General features: G+C 68.8%; 14 protein-coding genes. 10 read left to right on the top strand and 4 right to left on the bottom strand.

Annotated features, from left to right (window positions below; all coding sequences use genetic code 11):
- The first annotated feature begins 111 nt into the window (after positions 1–111).
- From AC07NS_RS08155 to AC07NS_RS08140, 4 genes are all read left to right on the top strand, one after another.
- Positions 112–351: an aa3-type cytochrome c oxidase subunit IV gene (locus AC07NS_RS08155; protein ID WP_487292030.1), complete on the top strand. Its 240-nt coding sequence runs from the start codon at positions 112–114 to the stop codon at positions 349–351.
- A 119-nt stretch (positions 352–470) separates the two neighbouring features.
- Positions 471–1,613, top strand: a complete 1,143-nt coding sequence (locus tag AC07NS_RS08150; protein ID WP_494602653.1) for a Re/Si-specific NAD(P)(+) transhydrogenase subunit alpha — start codon at positions 471–473, stop codon at positions 1,611–1,613.
- 25 nt (positions 1,614–1,638) lie between these two features.
- Positions 1,639–1,959: a proton-translocating transhydrogenase family protein gene (locus AC07NS_RS08145; protein ID WP_494602652.1), complete on the top strand. Its 321-nt coding sequence runs from the start codon at positions 1,639–1,641 to the stop codon at positions 1,957–1,959.
- Positions 1,960–1,983: 24 nt separating this feature from the next.
- The gene (locus AC07NS_RS08140; protein WP_494602651.1) at positions 1,984–3,402 is read left to right on the top strand and encodes an NAD(P)(+) transhydrogenase (Re/Si-specific) subunit beta; all 1,419 of its coding nucleotides are present in this window, start codon (positions 1,984–1,986) and stop codon (positions 3,400–3,402) included.
- Between the two features lie 168 nt (positions 3,403–3,570).
- Here the strand turns inward: AC07NS_RS08140 and AC07NS_RS08135 are convergent, their stop codons facing one another.
- Entirely contained in the window at positions 3,571–3,915 is a 345-nt protein-coding gene (locus AC07NS_RS08135; protein WP_494602650.1) for a UrcA family protein, read from the bottom strand.
- Positions 3,916–4,238: 323 nt separating this feature from the next.
- On the opposite strand from AC07NS_RS08135, the gene AC07NS_RS08130 reads away from it, so the two are divergent.
- Positions 4,239–5,027: a M23 family metallopeptidase gene (locus AC07NS_RS08130; RefSeq protein ID WP_494602649.1), complete on the top strand. Its 789-nt coding sequence runs from the start codon at positions 4,239–4,241 to the stop codon at positions 5,025–5,027.
- A gap of 10 nt (positions 5,028–5,037) precedes the next feature.
- Here AC07NS_RS08130 and AC07NS_RS08125 read toward each other — a convergent pair whose 3' ends face one another.
- Entirely contained in the window at positions 5,038–5,394 is a 357-nt protein-coding gene (locus tag AC07NS_RS08125; protein ID WP_494602648.1) for a phage holin family protein, read from the bottom strand.
- Between the two features lie 211 nt (positions 5,395–5,605).
- Between AC07NS_RS08125 and AC07NS_RS08120 the strand changes: the two genes are divergently transcribed.
- The 3 genes from AC07NS_RS08120 (at position 5,606) to AC07NS_RS08110 (ending at position 9,683) form a co-directional block, all read left to right on the top strand.
- Positions 5,606–7,741 carry a histidine kinase dimerization/phosphoacceptor domain -containing protein gene (locus AC07NS_RS08120; protein ID WP_494602647.1) on the top strand — a complete coding sequence of 712 codons (2,136 nt, stop codon included), beginning with the start codon at positions 5,606–5,608 and terminating at the stop codon, positions 7,739–7,741.
- Positions 7,742–8,141: 400 nt separating this feature from the next.
- Positions 8,142–9,029, top strand: coding sequence for an RNA polymerase sigma factor RpoH (gene rpoH / locus AC07NS_RS08115; protein ID WP_487292019.1), 888 nt, complete (start codon positions 8,142–8,144; stop codon positions 9,027–9,029).
- Positions 9,030–9,200: 171 nt separating this feature from the next.
- Positions 9,201–9,683: an ASCH/PUA domain-containing protein gene (locus AC07NS_RS08110; protein WP_494602646.1), complete on the top strand. Its 483-nt coding sequence runs from the start codon at positions 9,201–9,203 to the stop codon at positions 9,681–9,683.
- 169 nt (positions 9,684–9,852) lie between these two features.
- On the opposite strand, the gene AC07NS_RS08105 is transcribed toward AC07NS_RS08110, so the two are convergent.
- Both AC07NS_RS08105 and AC07NS_RS08100 read right to left on the bottom strand, forming a co-directional pair.
- Positions 9,853–10,059 (bottom strand): AbrB/MazE/SpoVT family DNA-binding domain-containing protein, encoded by a 207-nt coding sequence (locus AC07NS_RS08105; protein WP_494602645.1) that lies wholly within the window; start codon positions 10,057–10,059, stop codon positions 9,853–9,855.
- Between the two features lie 43 nt (positions 10,060–10,102).
- Entirely contained in the window at positions 10,103–11,419 is a 1,317-nt protein-coding gene (locus AC07NS_RS08100; protein ID WP_494602644.1) for an MFS transporter, read from the bottom strand.
- Positions 11,420–11,552: 133 nt separating this feature from the next.
- Between AC07NS_RS08100 and AC07NS_RS08095 the strand changes: the two genes are divergently transcribed.
- Together AC07NS_RS08095 and motA are read left to right on the top strand one after the other, a co-directional pair.
- Positions 11,553–13,355, top strand: coding sequence for a methyl-accepting chemotaxis protein (locus tag AC07NS_RS08095; protein ID WP_494602643.1), 1,803 nt, complete (start codon positions 11,553–11,555; stop codon positions 13,353–13,355).
- Between the two features lie 108 nt (positions 13,356–13,463).
- Positions 13,464–14,333 carry a flagellar motor stator protein MotA gene (gene motA / locus AC07NS_RS08090; protein ID WP_494602642.1) on the top strand — a complete coding sequence of 290 codons (870 nt, stop codon included), beginning with the start codon at positions 13,464–13,466 and terminating at the stop codon, positions 14,331–14,333.
- Positions 14,334–14,398: the final 65 nt, after the last annotated feature.

The following is a 14,398-nucleotide window of genomic DNA, read 5'->3' as shown; positions in this document are numbered from 1 at the left end:
GGCCTGGGAATAATTGGAACGTCGTTCTGCGTCATGGCGCCGCCCCAGCTTGAGCCCCGGGCGGGCTTGATATACTTCGGCTGTGGAAAAAATTCAGGGAGAGGCTCCTCGATGGGCAACCAAGCGTCCGACTACCACCGCGGTGAAATGGACATCCACGAACAGGCCGCCACCTATGCGGCGTTCGGCAAGATGACCAAGTGGGGCTCGCTGGCGATCGCTGTCGCCCTGACCTTCTTTACCCTGCTCTTCTGCACCCCCGCGGGCTTCATCGGCGCGGCCGGAACGGCTGTCGTACTGGCCGTCGTCGGCATCCTGGCCCTCCGCGAGAAAGCCGCTCCGGCTCATTGACACCGGTAGACATCGGCAATTTTTTGCGCCCGACACGCGGGTATTTCTCGACAAGAGGCAAGAACCTCCCCTAAAGAGCGGCTCAATCTGTTTGAGCGAACAACGCTCCCGGGGGAGGTATGCCGATGGCCGTCATCGCCGTCACGAAAGAGACCCGCGCCAATGAGACGCGGGTCGCCGCGACGCCCGAGACCGTCAAGAAACTGACCGCCGCCGGCTTCTCGGTGGTGGTCGAGGCCGGAGCCGGAACGGCCGCCTCCTATCTCGACGCCGACTATGAAGCGGCCGGCGCCAAGCTGGCCAAGACCGCCAAGGACGCGATCAAGGACGCCGACGTCCTGTTCAAGGTCCGCGCGCCCGAGGCCGCCGAGATCGCTGCCCTGAAGAGCGGCGCGATCGTCGCGGCCGCCCTCAATCCCTACCAGGACAAGGACACGCTGAACGCGCTGGCCAAGGCGGGCGCCAGCGCCATCGCCATGGAATTCATCCCGCGCATCACGCGGGCCCAGGTGATGGACATGCTGTCCTCGCAAGCCAACCTCGCCGGCTATCGCGCCGTGATCGAAGGGGCCGAGGCGTACGGCAAGGCCCTGCCGATGATGATGACCGCCGCCGGCACCGTCGCCGCGGCCAAGGTGTTCATCATGGGCGTCGGCGTCGCCGGTCTCCAGGCCATCGCCACCGCCCGCCGCCTGGGCGCCGTGGTCACCGCCACCGACGTGCGTCCCGCCACCAAGGAGCAGGTCGAGTCGCTCGGCGCCAAGTTCCTCGCCGTCGAGGACGAGGAGTTCAAGAACGCCCAGACCGCCGGCGGCTACGCCAAGGAGATGTCGGCCGAGTACCAGGCCAAGCAGGCCGAGCTGGTCTCCAGCCACATCGCCAAGCAGGACATCGTCATCACCACCGCCCTGATCCCGGGCCGTCCGGCGCCGAAGCTGGTCAGCGCCGCCCAGGTGGCGTCGATGAAGGCCGGCTCGATCCTGGTCGACCTGGCCATCGAGCAGGGCGGCAATGTGGAAGGCGCCAAGCTGGACGAGACCGTGGTCACCGCCAACGGCGCCAAGATCCTCGGCCACGCCAACCTGCCCGGCCGCATCGCCGCCGACGCCTCGGCGCTCTATTCGCGCAACCTGTTCGCGCTCTCGTCGCTGTTCCTGACCAAGGAAGGCGCGTTCGAGCCCAACTTCGAGGACGAGATCCTGCAGGCCGCCGTCGTCACCCGCGGCGGCGAGATCGTCCATCCGAACCTGAAGACCGCCTAAGCGCCATCAAGAAAGGGAGGCTCCCATGGAAGCCGTCGACCCCACCGTGTTCCGCCTGGCGATCTTCGTGCTCGCCATCTTCGTCGGCTACTACGTGGTCTGGAGCGTGACGCCCGCTCTGCACACCCCGCTGATGGCCGTGACCAACGCCATCTCGTCGGTGATCATCGTCGGGGCCCTGCTCGCCGCCGCCGCCCACGGCGGCGCGGGCGAGGCCGCCACCGGATCGGTGTGGATCTCCAAGGGGGCCGGCGCGCTCGCCGCGGCCTTCGCGGCGGTCAACATCTTCGGCGGCTTCCTCGTCACCCAGCGCATGCTGGCGATGTACAAGAAGAAGCAGAAGTAAGCGGACCGAGGGGGAGCAAAGACCATGAACGCCAATCTCGCCGCCATCCTCTACATCGTCTCGGGGGTGCTCTTCATCCTGGCGCTGCGCGGGCTGTCCAGCCCGGTGACCAGCCAGACCGGCAACCGCAACGGCATGATCGGCATGGCCATCGCCGTGGCGACCACCCTGGCCACCCTGTGGACGCAAGGCGCGCTCGACATCGTGACCCTGGGGCTGATCCTCGGCGGCGTCGCCGTCGGCGGCGCGGTGGGCGCGATCATCGCCCGCAAGGTCGCGATGACCTCGATGCCGCAGCTTGTCGCCGCCTTCCACTCGCTGGTCGGCATGGCCGCCTGCCTGGTGGCCGTGGCCGCCATCTACACCCCGGCCGCCTACGGCATCGTCGGCGAGGACGGGGCCATCCACCTCAACAGCCTGATCGAGCTCTCTTTGGGCCTGGCCATCGGCGCCATCACCTTCACCGGCTCGGTCATCGCCTTCGCCAAGCTGAACGGCAACATGGGCGGCGCGCCGATCCTGCTGCCGGCCCGCCACCTGCTGAACATCATCATCGCCCTGGCCATCGTCGCCCTGGTGGTGGTGCTGGTGATCAGCGGCGGCCAGGCCAAGTGGGCCTTCTGGGGCATCTTCGCGCTGAGCCTGCTGATCGGCGTCACCCTGATCATCCCGATCGGCGGGGCCGACATGCCGGTCGTGGTGTCGATGCTGAACAGCTATTCGGGTTGGGCCGCGGCGGCGCTGGGCTTCACGCTGGAAAACACCACCCTGATCATCACCGGCGCCCTGGTCGGTTCGTCGGGCGCGATCCTGTCCTACATCATGTGCAAGGGCATGAACCGCTCGTTCGTCTCGGTGATCCTGGGCGGCTTCGGGGCCGACGCCGCGGCCGCCGGCCCCGGCGGCAAGGTCGAGACCCGTCCGGTCAAGCAGGGCTCGGCCGACGACGCGGCCTTCATCATGAAGAACGCCAGCAAGGTGATCATCGTCCCGGGCTACGGCATGGCCGTCTCCCAGGCCCAGCACGCCCTGCGCGAAATGGCCGACAAGCTGAAGGAAGAGGGCGTGGAGGTGAAGTACGCCATCCACCCCGTCGCCGGCCGCATGCCGGGCCACATGAACGTGCTGCTGGCCGAAGCCAACGTCCCCTATGACGAGGTCTTCGAGTTGGAAGACATCAACTCGGAATTCTCGACGGCCGACGTGGCCTTCGTGATCGGCGCCAACGACGTGACCAACCCGGCCGCCAAGACCGATCCGACCAGCGCCATCTTCGGCATGCCGATCCTGGACGTCGAGAAGGCCCGCACCGTCCTCTTCGTGAAGCGCGGCATGTCGTCGGGCTATGCCGGGGTCGAGAACGAGCTGTTCTTCAAGGACAACACGATGATGCTGTTCGCCGACGCCAAGAAGATGGTCGAAGGCATCGTGAAGGGGCTCTGAAGCCTTCTTCTCCCGCCAGAAACGCGAAAGCCCCGGTCGCAGGACCGGGGCTTTTTCGTTTAATCCTCCCCCTCTGGGGGAGGTGGTCCGCAGGACCGGAGGGGGTCCTCCAGCAAAGGCCCCGGTTCTACCGGGGCCTCCGCGGCGGATCGTTCGGCATGCGGGGGCTCAGCGAGCGGCCACCGCCACCGGGGTCGCGCGGGCGGCCGAGGCCAGGGCCTGGCGCTGCTTGTCCGAGAGCTTGTCGTTGATCTCGTCCCGGACGTCGATCTTGCAGGCGCGCTGCGACATCAGGTCGAGACGCTCGTGATTGGCGCGGGCGCGGCAGAAGCGCTTGGTGGCGTCGGCGGCGCGGGTCTCGAACTCGGCGGCGTCGGCCGGGTTGGCCAGGTTCAAGTCGCCGACGCGAACGGTGACCGGCGCGGCGTGGGCCGCCTGGGTCAGGCCGATCAGCGGCACGGCCGCCAGGGTCAGGGTCGCGATCGAGGTGAGGCTGATCATGAACTTGCGCATTGGAATTTTCCCTCTGTTCCCGGGCGCGTCCGCCGCGCCTCCATGGACAAAGGTGTACTGAACGATACTTGAAGAGTCCCGTTAAGTGTCGTTCATGACTCCGTATTCACAGTATTGACTGGATTTAATGTTCTAAAATTCGTGTAATGTTTGACGATTTCGCGACAGCGCCCAGCCAAGCTCTGGCGAACACCACAGCATAGCTGCCGCCTTTCCGCCCGATCAGGCGGGCAAAGAGCCGCGTTCACGATCGCGAAAGGCCAAGCCCTTAGAACCGCCCGGCCCGCGATCCTCGCACATGACCGATCCACGAGGTTCCGTTCTTGGCGCCAGACACCCAGGCCCCGCCCGCCCGCAATCTCGCCCTGCCGCTGACGCTGGGCTTCGCCGTCGTCGTGGCCGCCGCCTCCGTCCCGGCCGCCCGCGCCCTGGCCGACCTGCTGGCGCCCGCCCCTATCACCGCGCCCGTGCTCCAGGCCGCCGCCGAACCCGCGCCGCCGGCCCCGCCGCCGCCCGCCTACGCCTTCGACGCGCCCCTGCCCGGCCGCGAGATCGCCTCGCCCTTCGGCCTGCGCCAGCTGCCCTGGGAAGAAGGCGGCCGCCTGCATGAAGGCGTCGATATCGCCGCCCCCTCCGGCACGGCGGTGAAGGTCGCCGCCGACGGCGTCGTTCTGCGCACCGGCGTCGACGCCGGCTACGGCCGCTTCGTCGAGGTCCGGCACAAGGACGGCTTCACCACGCTCTACGCGCACCTGGGCCGAAACCTCGGCATGAAGAAGGGCGTCTTCGTGCGCCGCGGCACGCCGATCGCCCTGGTCGGCGACAGCGGCCGCTCGACCGGCTCGCACCTGCATTTCGAGATCAGCCGCAAGGGCCGGCCGCTGAACCCGGCCCTGTTCATGGACAAGACCTTCGCCCAGGCCGACGACCTGCCGCTGAAGGCCGCCGCCCGCGTGCCGCGCAAGGTGCGCCTGGCCCAGGTGTCGCGCTGGCCCGAGGGCATGAAGGAAAAGGTCGCCGCCCGCCGCGCGGCCCACGAAACAGCGAGCGGCGTCGCCACGCGTGGCGAGGACGGTCGCGTGCGCGTGCGGATCCAGGTCGCCGACGGCTAGGCCGCCAGGCTCACTCCCGCTCGGCGCCTTCGCCCAGCAGCAGGTGGCCCAGCCAGCTGACCACGCCGATCACGATCGCCCCGAAGATCCCGGCCCAGAAGCCGTGCACGGCCAGTCCCGACAGCAGCATGGCCACCAGGCCGAGCATGGCGGCGTTGACCACCAGCAGGAACAGACCCAGCGTCACCAGGGTGATCGGCAGGGTCAGCAGCACCACGATCGGCCGCACCACCGCGTTGACGATCCCCAGCAGCACCGCGGCGATGGCGATCGTCTGCCAGCCCGTGGCGGTGATGCCCGGCACGATCCGCGAGGCCAGCCAGAGCCCCAGCCCGGCGAACAGCGCACGCAGAAGAAAGCCGGTCATGCGGATGGGTCTCCCGAAAACGAGCGTGACCGTGACGCTCTCGAAAGATGCAGACAAGCCCTGTTCGCGTTGTCGTGGGCCAAATGTCGACAAGACGACGGTCAACCTGTTGAATGCGACGTACTGTCAAGCACCGGCCTAGGCCGTCTGGAGCCGCCGCCGTGACCGTAGCTTTCCCGTCGCACGCCCCCATGCAGGACAGGCTTCGCGCATGACGGCGGCCCCGACGCCCGAGCAGATCCAGGCCTGCGACCGCGAGCCGATCCACATCCCCGGCGCCATCCAGCCGCACGGCGTGCTGCTGGCGCTGGACCGCGACGGCCTGACCGTGCGCGCCGCGGCGGGCGACGTGGCCGGCCTGCTGGGCGTCGAGACCTGGCTGTACCAGGCCGTCGGCGCCGTGGTCGGCGACGACCTTGCATCCCAGGTCGCCGCCATCTCCAATTCCCGCCCGGCTGGCGGCTTCGTCGGCGTGCTGCACCGGAACGGCCGCAACCTCGACCTCAGCGCCACGGTTCAGGGCGAGCTCGTGCTGCTGGAGATCGAGCCCGGCCTCGAGCGGCCGATGGCCGGTTCGCAGATCCTGACCCATCTGGAAGCCGCGGCCGCCGCCTTCGAGCGCTGCCCGGGCCTGAAGACGCTCTATGACCGCGCCGCCCTGGAGTTCCGCCGCCTGACGGGCTTCGATCGGGTGATGATCTATCGCTTCGGGGTCGAGGACGAGGCCGGCGAGGTGGTCGGCGAGGATCGCGCCCAGCACCTGAAGAGCTTCCTCAACCACCGCTTCCCCGGCTCGGACATCCCCAGGCAGGCCCGCGCCCTGTATGTGCGCAACCTCGTGCGGGTGATCCCGGACTCGAGCTACACGCCCGCCCCGCTGGAACCCGCGCCGGAAGGTCAGCTCGACATGAGCGACCTGGCCCTGCGCAGCGTCTCGCCGGTGCACCTGCAGTACCTGCGCAACATGGGCGTGATCGCCTCGGCCTCGGTGTCGATCGTCAAGGACGGCCGCCTGTGGGGCCTGGTGGCCTGCCACCACAACAGCCCGCGCCTGCTGCCCTACGAGATCCGCGCCGCCTGCCGCGCCCTGGCCGGAGGCCTCGCCCGCCAGATCAAGGCCAAGGAAGAGGCCGAGACCTGGCGCGAGAAGCTGCGCCTGCGCGCCCTGGGCGACGACCTGGCCTCGGTCCTGTCGCAGTCCGACATCGGCGACCTGGCGCTCGAGGAGCACGTTCCCGACCTGGTCGCCCTGGGCGAGGCCGACGGCGTGGCCCTGTTCCGCGACGACCGCATCGAGACGGCCGGCAAGACCCCGCCGCACACGGCTCTCGCCATGCTGCGCGACTGGCTGCTGGACGTCGACGCGGGCGGGGTGATCGCCACCGACCGCAGCGCCGCCGTCTTCCCCGGCGCCAGCGCCTTCAAGAGCTGGGCTTCGGGCCTGATGGGCGTGGTCATCGAGCGCTCGCCGCTGCTGGCCGTGCTGTGGACCCGCGCCGAGGAGGTCGAGGTCGTGCGCTGGGCCGGCGATCCCTACCGCACCGCCAAGGCGGCCGGCGGCGACGGGGCGCTCACGCCGCGCGCCTCGTTCGACGCCTGGAGCGAAACGGTGCGGGGCCGCTCGCGCCCGTGGAGCCCGTCGCAGACCGAGGCCGCCCTGCGCCTGCGCCAGGACCTGCTGGACCTGCGCCGCGCCCGCCGCACGGCCGAGTTGAACAGCCAGCTGCGCGCCACGCTGGACGACAAGGACGACCTGCTGCGCCAGAAGGACTTCCTGCTGCGCGAGGTGAACCACCGGGTCCAGAACAGCCTGGCCCTGGCCGCCGGCTTCCTGACCATCCAGATGAAGGCCATCGAGGATCCGGCCGCCCGCGCGCCGCTCGAGGAGGCCAGCCGCCGGCTCACCGCCGTGGGCCTGGTCCACCGCCGGCTCTACCGCGGCGACCAGCTGGAGACGGTGTCGCTCGACCGCTACCTCGTCGAACTGGCCGAGGAACTGGTGGAATCCCTGGGCCAGGAGTGGGCGCGCATGCTGCGCGTAGACGCAGCCCCCGCCACGGTCTCGACCGACAAGGCCGTGACCATCGGCCTGGTGGTCACCGAACTGGTGATCAATGCAGTGAAATACGCCTATGGCGGCCGCCCCGGCCGGATCGACATCGGCCTGGTCGAGCACGGCGGCCGCGTACGCATCTCGGTCGCCGATCAGGGCGGCGGCAAGCAGGGCCCCCGCGTCGGCTTCGGCAGCAAGATGATGGACGCCATGGTCCGTCAGCTGGCCGGAACCCTGGCCTATCACGACAACAGCCCTGGCGTGCGGGCGGAGCTGGACGCACCGGCGGGGTAATAGCCTTACGCCACCCAGCCCCCTTTCTTCCCGTCATTCCCGCCCTTGTGGCGGGAAACCCTGGAGCCGCTCGCAGGTGAAGCGCAAGCGGACTGCTGAGCAGTCCGCCCCATCCACCCTTTGTGGCTGGCAGAGGGCTTCCCGCCACAAGGGCGGGAATGACGGGCTGTTATGGAGCAGGTGCCCCTTCAAACGCCTCTTGCAATTTTGAGAATGATCGTTCATTTTTTTGAGAATGAACGTTCATTCCGCCACCAAAATGTCCAATACCTGAGCCAGGGTGTCGGACATTACAATTGCGTTATCGCCCTTACCTTCGCCGCAACCCGTACCTATCTCACCCATTCGAAAGTGGGCCTCGGGAGCCGCGTTGGCTCCGGGCCCAGGGGATGTTGAACTCATGGCTGTGAATTCCTTGTCGGTGATGTCGCCGGACGGCGGCCTGTCGCGCTACCTCACCGAAATCCGCAAGTTCCCGATGCTGGCGAAGGACGAGGAGTTCATGCTCGCCCAGCGCTGGAAAGAGCATCAGGACAGCGACGCCGCGCACAAGATGGTCACCAGCCACCTGCGCCTCGTGGCCAAGATCGCCATGGGCTATCGCGGCTACGGCCTGCCGATCGGGGAGGTGATCTCCGAAGGCAATGTCGGCCTGATGCAGGCGGTCAAGAAGTTCGAACCCGAGAAGGGCTTCCGCCTGGCCACCTACGCCATGTGGTGGATCCGCGCCTCGATCCAGGAATACATCCTGCGCTCGTGGTCGCTGGTGAAGATGGGCACGACCGCCGCGCAGAAGAAGCTGTTCTTCAACCTGCGCAAGGCCAAGAGCCAGATCGCCGCCTTCCAGGACGGCGACCTGCGCCCCGACCAGGTCAGCTACATCGCCACCAAGCTGGGCGTGCTGGACAGCGAGGTCATCTCGATGAACCGCCGCCTGGGCGGTCCGGACGCCTCGCTGAACGCGCCCCTGCGCGCCGACGGCGAAAGCGAGTGGCAGGACTGGCTGGCCGACGACGATCAGGTCAGCCAAGAGACCGTGGTCGCCGAGAACCAGGAGAAGTCCATGCGGATGAGCCTCTTGGAAGAGGCCATGGTCGAGCTGACCGACCGCGAGCGTCACATCCTGACCGAGCGCCGCCTGAAGGACGACCCGACCACCCTGGAAGACCTGGCCGCCCAGTACGGCGTCAGCCGCGAACGGGTCCGCCAGATCGAGGTCCGGGCCTTCGAGAAGCTGCAGAAGTCCATGCGCGAGGCGGCCCTCGCCAAGAACATGGTCGAGGCGTAACCGCTTCACCTCTGATAAAAGAACGGCCGTCGCGACCCTGTCGCGGCGGCCTTTTCGTATCGACGGCGTCGCCGGACCGTCACAAACGGCCTTTTCCTCGCCGCCGACGCGCTCTAAGAGCCTCGCCTTCGATTTTTCCGGCGCTTTCGGGCGCCAATTCAAAGACTTTCCATGACCCGTCACGAACTGAAGACCTGGCCGCAGTATTTCGCCGCCGTGCGCTCGGGCAAGAAGCGCTTCGAGATCCGCCGCAACGACCGCGAATTCAAGGTCGGCGACGTGCTGGTGCTGCGCGAGTTCGATCCCGACCAGGACGTCTATACCGGCCAGATCGAAGAGCGTCAGATCACCTTCCTGCTGTCGGAAGAAGACTACGGCGTCATTCACGGCTTCGTGGCCATCGGCTTCGGCGACGTGGTGCACCACCCGAGCGCCGCCGAGGATCACCCGCTGACCGCCGGCGAGTTGGCCGAGTGGCACGAGACCGCCGCCGCTAACGCCGCCCTGCGCGGCGAAGAAGCCCGCCGGGTGTCGCAGTCCTACACCACCACCGGCATGAGCGTCGCCGCCGACCGCCACGGCGCGGTGGCCGCCCTGGCCGAAACCGACGCGGCCTTCCACGCCGCCGCCGCGCGGATCGTGCGCAAGGGCTGAGGCCTCTTCTTACTTCCCGTCATTCCCGCCCTTGTGGCGGGAAACCCTCTATCGGCCGCAAGCATGGTTGGGGCGGCGTGCCAAGCACGCCGCTTGCGCTTCACCTGCCAGCGGAACCAGGGGTTCCCGCCACAAGGGCGGGAATGACGGGAGGCTATGGTTACGGTGATCAATCGATCGGCGGCTGCTCCCGCGCGCCAAGATCGATGCCCGGCTCGTCGAAGAAGTCGTTCCAGGACATGTCCACTGGCGTGATGATGCGCCGAGCGCCGTCACGCGCGACGACCACCGACCTAACGCCTTCGGGAAAGGCGACCTCTTCGGGTAACGGGACGACCTGCGCCCCTTCCGACAAAGACAGCGTAACCCTGATCATGGGGCGCTCCAGACTACGCCCAGCATAGCATGGGTCACTTCGCCTACACCCCGCCCTCATCCCCGCGTTCCAGGCCGGCCAGGGTCGCTTCGCCCGGCGTCTCCGCGTCGCTGACCTTGCGCAGCACGGCCTGGCGCAGGGCGTAGGCCAGCATGGCGGCCAGGATCAGGGCGTTGAGCACGAACGGGGCCCAGCGCACGGCCTCGTAGAGCAGCACGAACAGCGGCGCGACCACCACGTTGAGGCCGTTGATGGCGGCGATGGCGCCGGCCGCGCCGGCCTGGTCCTTGGCCTCGACCGACAGCGACGCCCCCGCCGTGAAGCCCGGCCGCGCGAAGCCGTAGCCCAGCGACGAGACCGCATAGCCGATGGCCACCGCCGCGTAGTCCGGCGCGAAGGCCACCACCACGTTTCCCAGGGCCGCCACCCCCACGCCCCAGCGCATCAGCTCGCGCGGGCCCATGGCGAACATCCGGATCAGGCCCCACTGGGCCAGCAGGCCCGCCACCGCGCCCGCCGCCATGGCCAGGGTGATGAAGCCCTGGGCCTTGACCGGCGCGACGCCCAGCTTGTCGATGATCAGAAAGCCCAGGGTCTGGGTCTGGGCCGTCTGGCAGGTGGCCACCAGGAAGCCGAAGATCAGGAATGGCATGAGGCGCGGGTCGCGCCACAGGCTGTCGCCCCGCCGCAGCGACGGAAAGGCCAGGCGCGCGCGGGGCTGGACCTCGCCCGCGCTGGCCGGGCGCCGCGCCTCCTCAAGGCCGTGGTGGACGATCCACATCATCACCGCCGCCAGGCCGGCGAAGGCGAACATCGGCCCGGCCAGGCCCACGACCGGCAGCACGAACAGCGGCGCCAACAGCGGCCCGACCACCGTGCCCAGGCCGAACGCTCCGGCCAGGGTGGCCATGGCCTGGGTGCGCTCTTCCCGCTTGGTGCGCTCGGCCAGATAGGCCTGGGTGGCGGGATTGGCGGCCGAGCCGAACAGGCCGAACAGCGCCCGCGCCAGCAGGAACAGCACGAACACCAGCATCGGCGGGAAAAGGTGGTGCAGGCCCGCGCTGACCACGAAGGCGCACAGGGTCATCGACACGCAGAACCCGCCCAGCCCCAGCAGGATCAGGGGCTTACGCCCCCGCACGTCCGAGCGCTTGGCCCAGAACGGCGACGACAGCGCCCACAGCAGGGCCGACAGCGAGAAGATCGCCGCCACCATGGCGTCGGGAATGCCGATCTGCCGACCGATGGCGGGAAGGACGGACAGCATGCCCGTATTGCCCAGCGCCGTGGCCGCCGACACCCCGAAAAGGATGGCGAAGGCCCGCCGGTTGACCTGTTGATCTTGAGCGGCGGCAGACATCGAACAAACGTTAGAGTGCGTTCGTCGTCAGGGGAAGCCCAAGGGCAGGCGAGACGAGACCGGGACTCTATGTCGCAACCCTGGGGCGGTCCCGATTAAGGGTCCGCTCATGACGCGGGCGCGTAGTGGGGCCATGCTGCGTCACATCTCCGTCCCCCATAAGCTGCTGCTGGCCTTCGCGGCCATGATCACGATCTGCGGCGCCGCCAGCGCCGTGGTCGCCCTGGACCTGTGGTCGCTGCGCAAGGCGACCGAGATGACCGACGACTCCATGGCCCTGACCATGGCCAGCGCCCGCATGCAGGCCGCGGCCCTGGAGCAGCAGAACGCCATACTCGGCTATGTCGCCTCGGGCGCCAGCGAGCACATCCGTCGCTTCGACGCGGCCGAGAAGGCCCTGGAGGCCGACCTCGACGCCCTGCGCAACGCCGACGCCGCCGGCGACTACGCGACCGCCGCCGCCAAGCTCTCCGACGCCCGCAAGCAATACAAGGCCGAGGCCCAGGCCCTGATCGAGATGGCCTCCACGCCCGAGGGCCGGGCCCAGGCCGCGACACGCACCGAGGCCAGCGACCGCCTGGCCGACCTGCGCAAGGTGCTGGCCGAGGTCGAGGCCCAGGAGCATCGCGACGAGGCTGTGCGCTCGGCCAGCCGCGAGCGGGCCTTCGGACGCGCCTTCCTCGGCATCATGGTGGGTGGGATCCTGGGTCTCGCCGCCTCGCTGGCCCTGGCCTGGCTGCTGACCCGCGTGCTGGGCCGGCCGGTGACCGCCCTGACCGGCGTCATGACCCGCCTGGCCGGCGGCGACAACGGCGTCGAGGTGCCCGACGTCGACCGCCGCGACGAGATCGGCGCCATGGCCAAGGCCGTGCTGCGCTTCAAGGACGCCGCCATCGAGAAGATCGCCGTCGAACGCCAGGTCGAGATCGAGCGCCAGGCGGCCGAGACCGCCCGCCAGTCCGCCGAGGCCGAGCGCGAAGCCGCCCGCGTGCAGTTGGAGGCCGTGGTCGACAGCCTGGCCGGCGGCCTGCGCGCCCTGGCCCAGGGCGACCTGACCCGCCGCGTCGACATCGCCTTCCCCGCCGAATACGAGCGCCTGCGCGCCGACTTCAACGCCGCCATCGCCCAGATGGAGGACGCGCTGAAGGTCATCGTCCGCTCTGCCGGCGGCATCGAGGCCGGCAGCGACGAGATCGCCTCGGCGGCCGACGACCTCTCCCGCCGCAGCGAGCGCCAGGCCGCCAGCCTGGAGGAGACCGCCGCGGCCCTCGACGAGATCACCGCCACCGTCCGCCGCAGCTCGGCCGGCGCCAAGAGCGCGGCGATCGTGGTGGGCGCGGCCCGCAGCGACGCCCAGCGCTCGCGCGTGGTGGTCGGCGACGCCGTCGGGGCCATGACCCGCATCGAGGCCTCCTCGCGCGAGATCGGCCGCATCGTCGGGGTGATCGACGAGATCGCCTTCCAGACCAATCTCCTGGCCCTCAACGCCGGGGTCGAGGCCGCCCGGGCCGGCGACAGCGGCAAGGGCTTCGCCGTGGTCGCCATGGAGGTGCGGGCCCTGGCCCAGCGCTCGGCGGAAGCGGCCCGCGAGATCAAGGTGCTGATCGCCACCGCCGCCCGCGAGGTCGAGCAGGGCGTGTCGATGGTCGGTGAGACCGGCCAGGCCCTGCAGGCCATCGCCGACAAGGTGGGCGAGATCGACGGGCTGGTGGGCGAGATCGCCGCCTCGGCCGCCGAGCAGTCGGCCGGCCTGTCGGAGGTCAACGGCGCCATCAACCTGATGGACCAGACCGTCCAGCAGAACGCCGCCATGGTCGAGCAGTCCACCGCCGCCAGCCACAGCCTGAAGACCGAGGCCGCCACCCTGGCCCACCTGATCGGCCGCTTCCGGGTCGGCGGGACGGCCCAGGCCCGCAAGCCTGCGCGCGCGGCGTGACGGGGCGGCCTGCGCTCAGCCGCCGCACGGACCTGCAAACCGCCGATACCTTGGATTAATCATTAACAGCCATGATGCCGGCTGAATTCTTCGGGGCCTCCTGACGTCATGTTCCAGATCATCGGCATCGTGCTGCTCTTCGGCCTCGTGTTCGGCAGCTACCTGATGGGTGGCGGCAAGATGGACGTCATCATCGAGGCGGCCCCTCACGAACTGATGGCCATCCTGGGCGCGGGCATCGCCGCGTTCCTGATCTCCAACTCGATGACCGTGATCAAGGCCACGGCCGGCGGCTTCGGCAAGATCTTCGCCGGCCCCAAGTGGAAGGCCGGCGACTATCGCGACCTTCTGGCCCTGCTGTTCCTGCTGACCAAGACGATGAAGTCCAAGGGCGTCATCGCCCTGGAAAGCCACATCGAAAAGCCGCACGAGAGCTCGATCTTCTCGCGCTACCCGAAGATCTCGAAGGACCACTTCGCCGTCGACTTCATCTGCGACACCCTGCGGATGATGACCATGAACCTGGAGGATCCCCACCAGGTCGAGGACGCGATGGAAAAGCAGCTCGAGAAGCACCACCACGAGGCGCTCGAGCCGGCTCACGCCCTGCAGTCGATGGCCGACGCCCTGCCCGCGCTGGGCATCGTCGCCGCCGTGCTGGGCGTCATCAAGACCATGGGCTCGATCACCGAGCCGCCCGCCGTGCTCGGCGGCATGATCGGCGGCGCCCTGGTCGGCACCTTCCTCGGCGTGTTCATGGCCTACGGCCTGGTCGGCCCGATGGCCGCCCGCCTGCAGGCCGTCGTCAACGAGGACGGCGCCTTCTACAAGATCATCCAGGCGGTGCTCGTCGCCCACCTGCACGGCAACGCCGCCCAGATCAGCGTCGAGATCGGCCGCGGCAACGTGCCCAGCGTCTGCCAGCCCAGCTTCGTCGAGCTGGAAGAGGCCTTGTCGCAGATCCCGGCCGAGGGCTGACGGCGACGACTTGGTCCGCGTACGGCCAGATCACGCGCCCGTGATCTTTGGCTTGCAACGCGGCG

This window comes from Caulobacter sp. GW821-FHT10A10, from assembly GCF_059415745.1.
The sequence above is the reverse complement of the archived record's forward strand: the minus strand, read 5'-3'. Positions and strand labels throughout refer to the sequence as shown.

Coding starts and splice junctions, on each gene's coding strand:
- AC07NS_RS08120 (WP_494602647.1), top strand. CDS start 5,606: ATGACGGCGGCCCCGACGCCCGAGCAGATCCAGGCCTGCGACCGCGAG.
- AC07NS_RS08135 (WP_494602650.1), bottom strand. CDS start 3,915: ATGCGCAAGTTCATGATCAGCCTCACCTCGATCGCGACCCTGACCCTG.
- AC07NS_RS08145 (WP_494602652.1), top strand. CDS start 1,639: ATGGAAGCCGTCGACCCCACCGTGTTCCGCCTGGCGATCTTCGTGCTC.
- AC07NS_RS08140 (WP_494602651.1), top strand. CDS start 1,984: ATGAACGCCAATCTCGCCGCCATCCTCTACATCGTCTCGGGGGTGCTC.
- AC07NS_RS08100 (WP_494602644.1), bottom strand. CDS start 11,419: ATGTCTGCCGCCGCTCAAGATCAACAGGTCAACCGGCGGGCCTTCGCC.
- AC07NS_RS08095 (WP_494602643.1), top strand. CDS start 11,553: ATGCTGCGTCACATCTCCGTCCCCCATAAGCTGCTGCTGGCCTTCGCG.
- AC07NS_RS08110 (WP_494602646.1), top strand. CDS start 9,201: ATGACCCGTCACGAACTGAAGACCTGGCCGCAGTATTTCGCCGCCGTG.
- AC07NS_RS08155 (WP_487292030.1), top strand. CDS start 112: ATGGGCAACCAAGCGTCCGACTACCACCGCGGTGAAATGGACATCCAC.
- AC07NS_RS08150 (WP_494602653.1), top strand. CDS start 471: ATGCCGATGGCCGTCATCGCCGTCACGAAAGAGACCCGCGCCAATGAG.
- motA (WP_494602642.1), top strand. CDS start 13,464: ATGTTCCAGATCATCGGCATCGTGCTGCTCTTCGGCCTCGTGTTCGGC.
- AC07NS_RS08125 (WP_494602648.1), bottom strand. CDS start 5,394: ATGACCGGCTTTCTTCTGCGTGCGCTGTTCGCCGGGCTGGGGCTCTGG.
- AC07NS_RS08105 (WP_494602645.1), bottom strand. CDS start 10,059: ATGATCAGGGTTACGCTGTCTTTGTCGGAAGGGGCGCAGGTCGTCCCG.
- rpoH (WP_487292019.1), top strand. CDS start 8,142: ATGGCTGTGAATTCCTTGTCGGTGATGTCGCCGGACGGCGGCCTGTCG.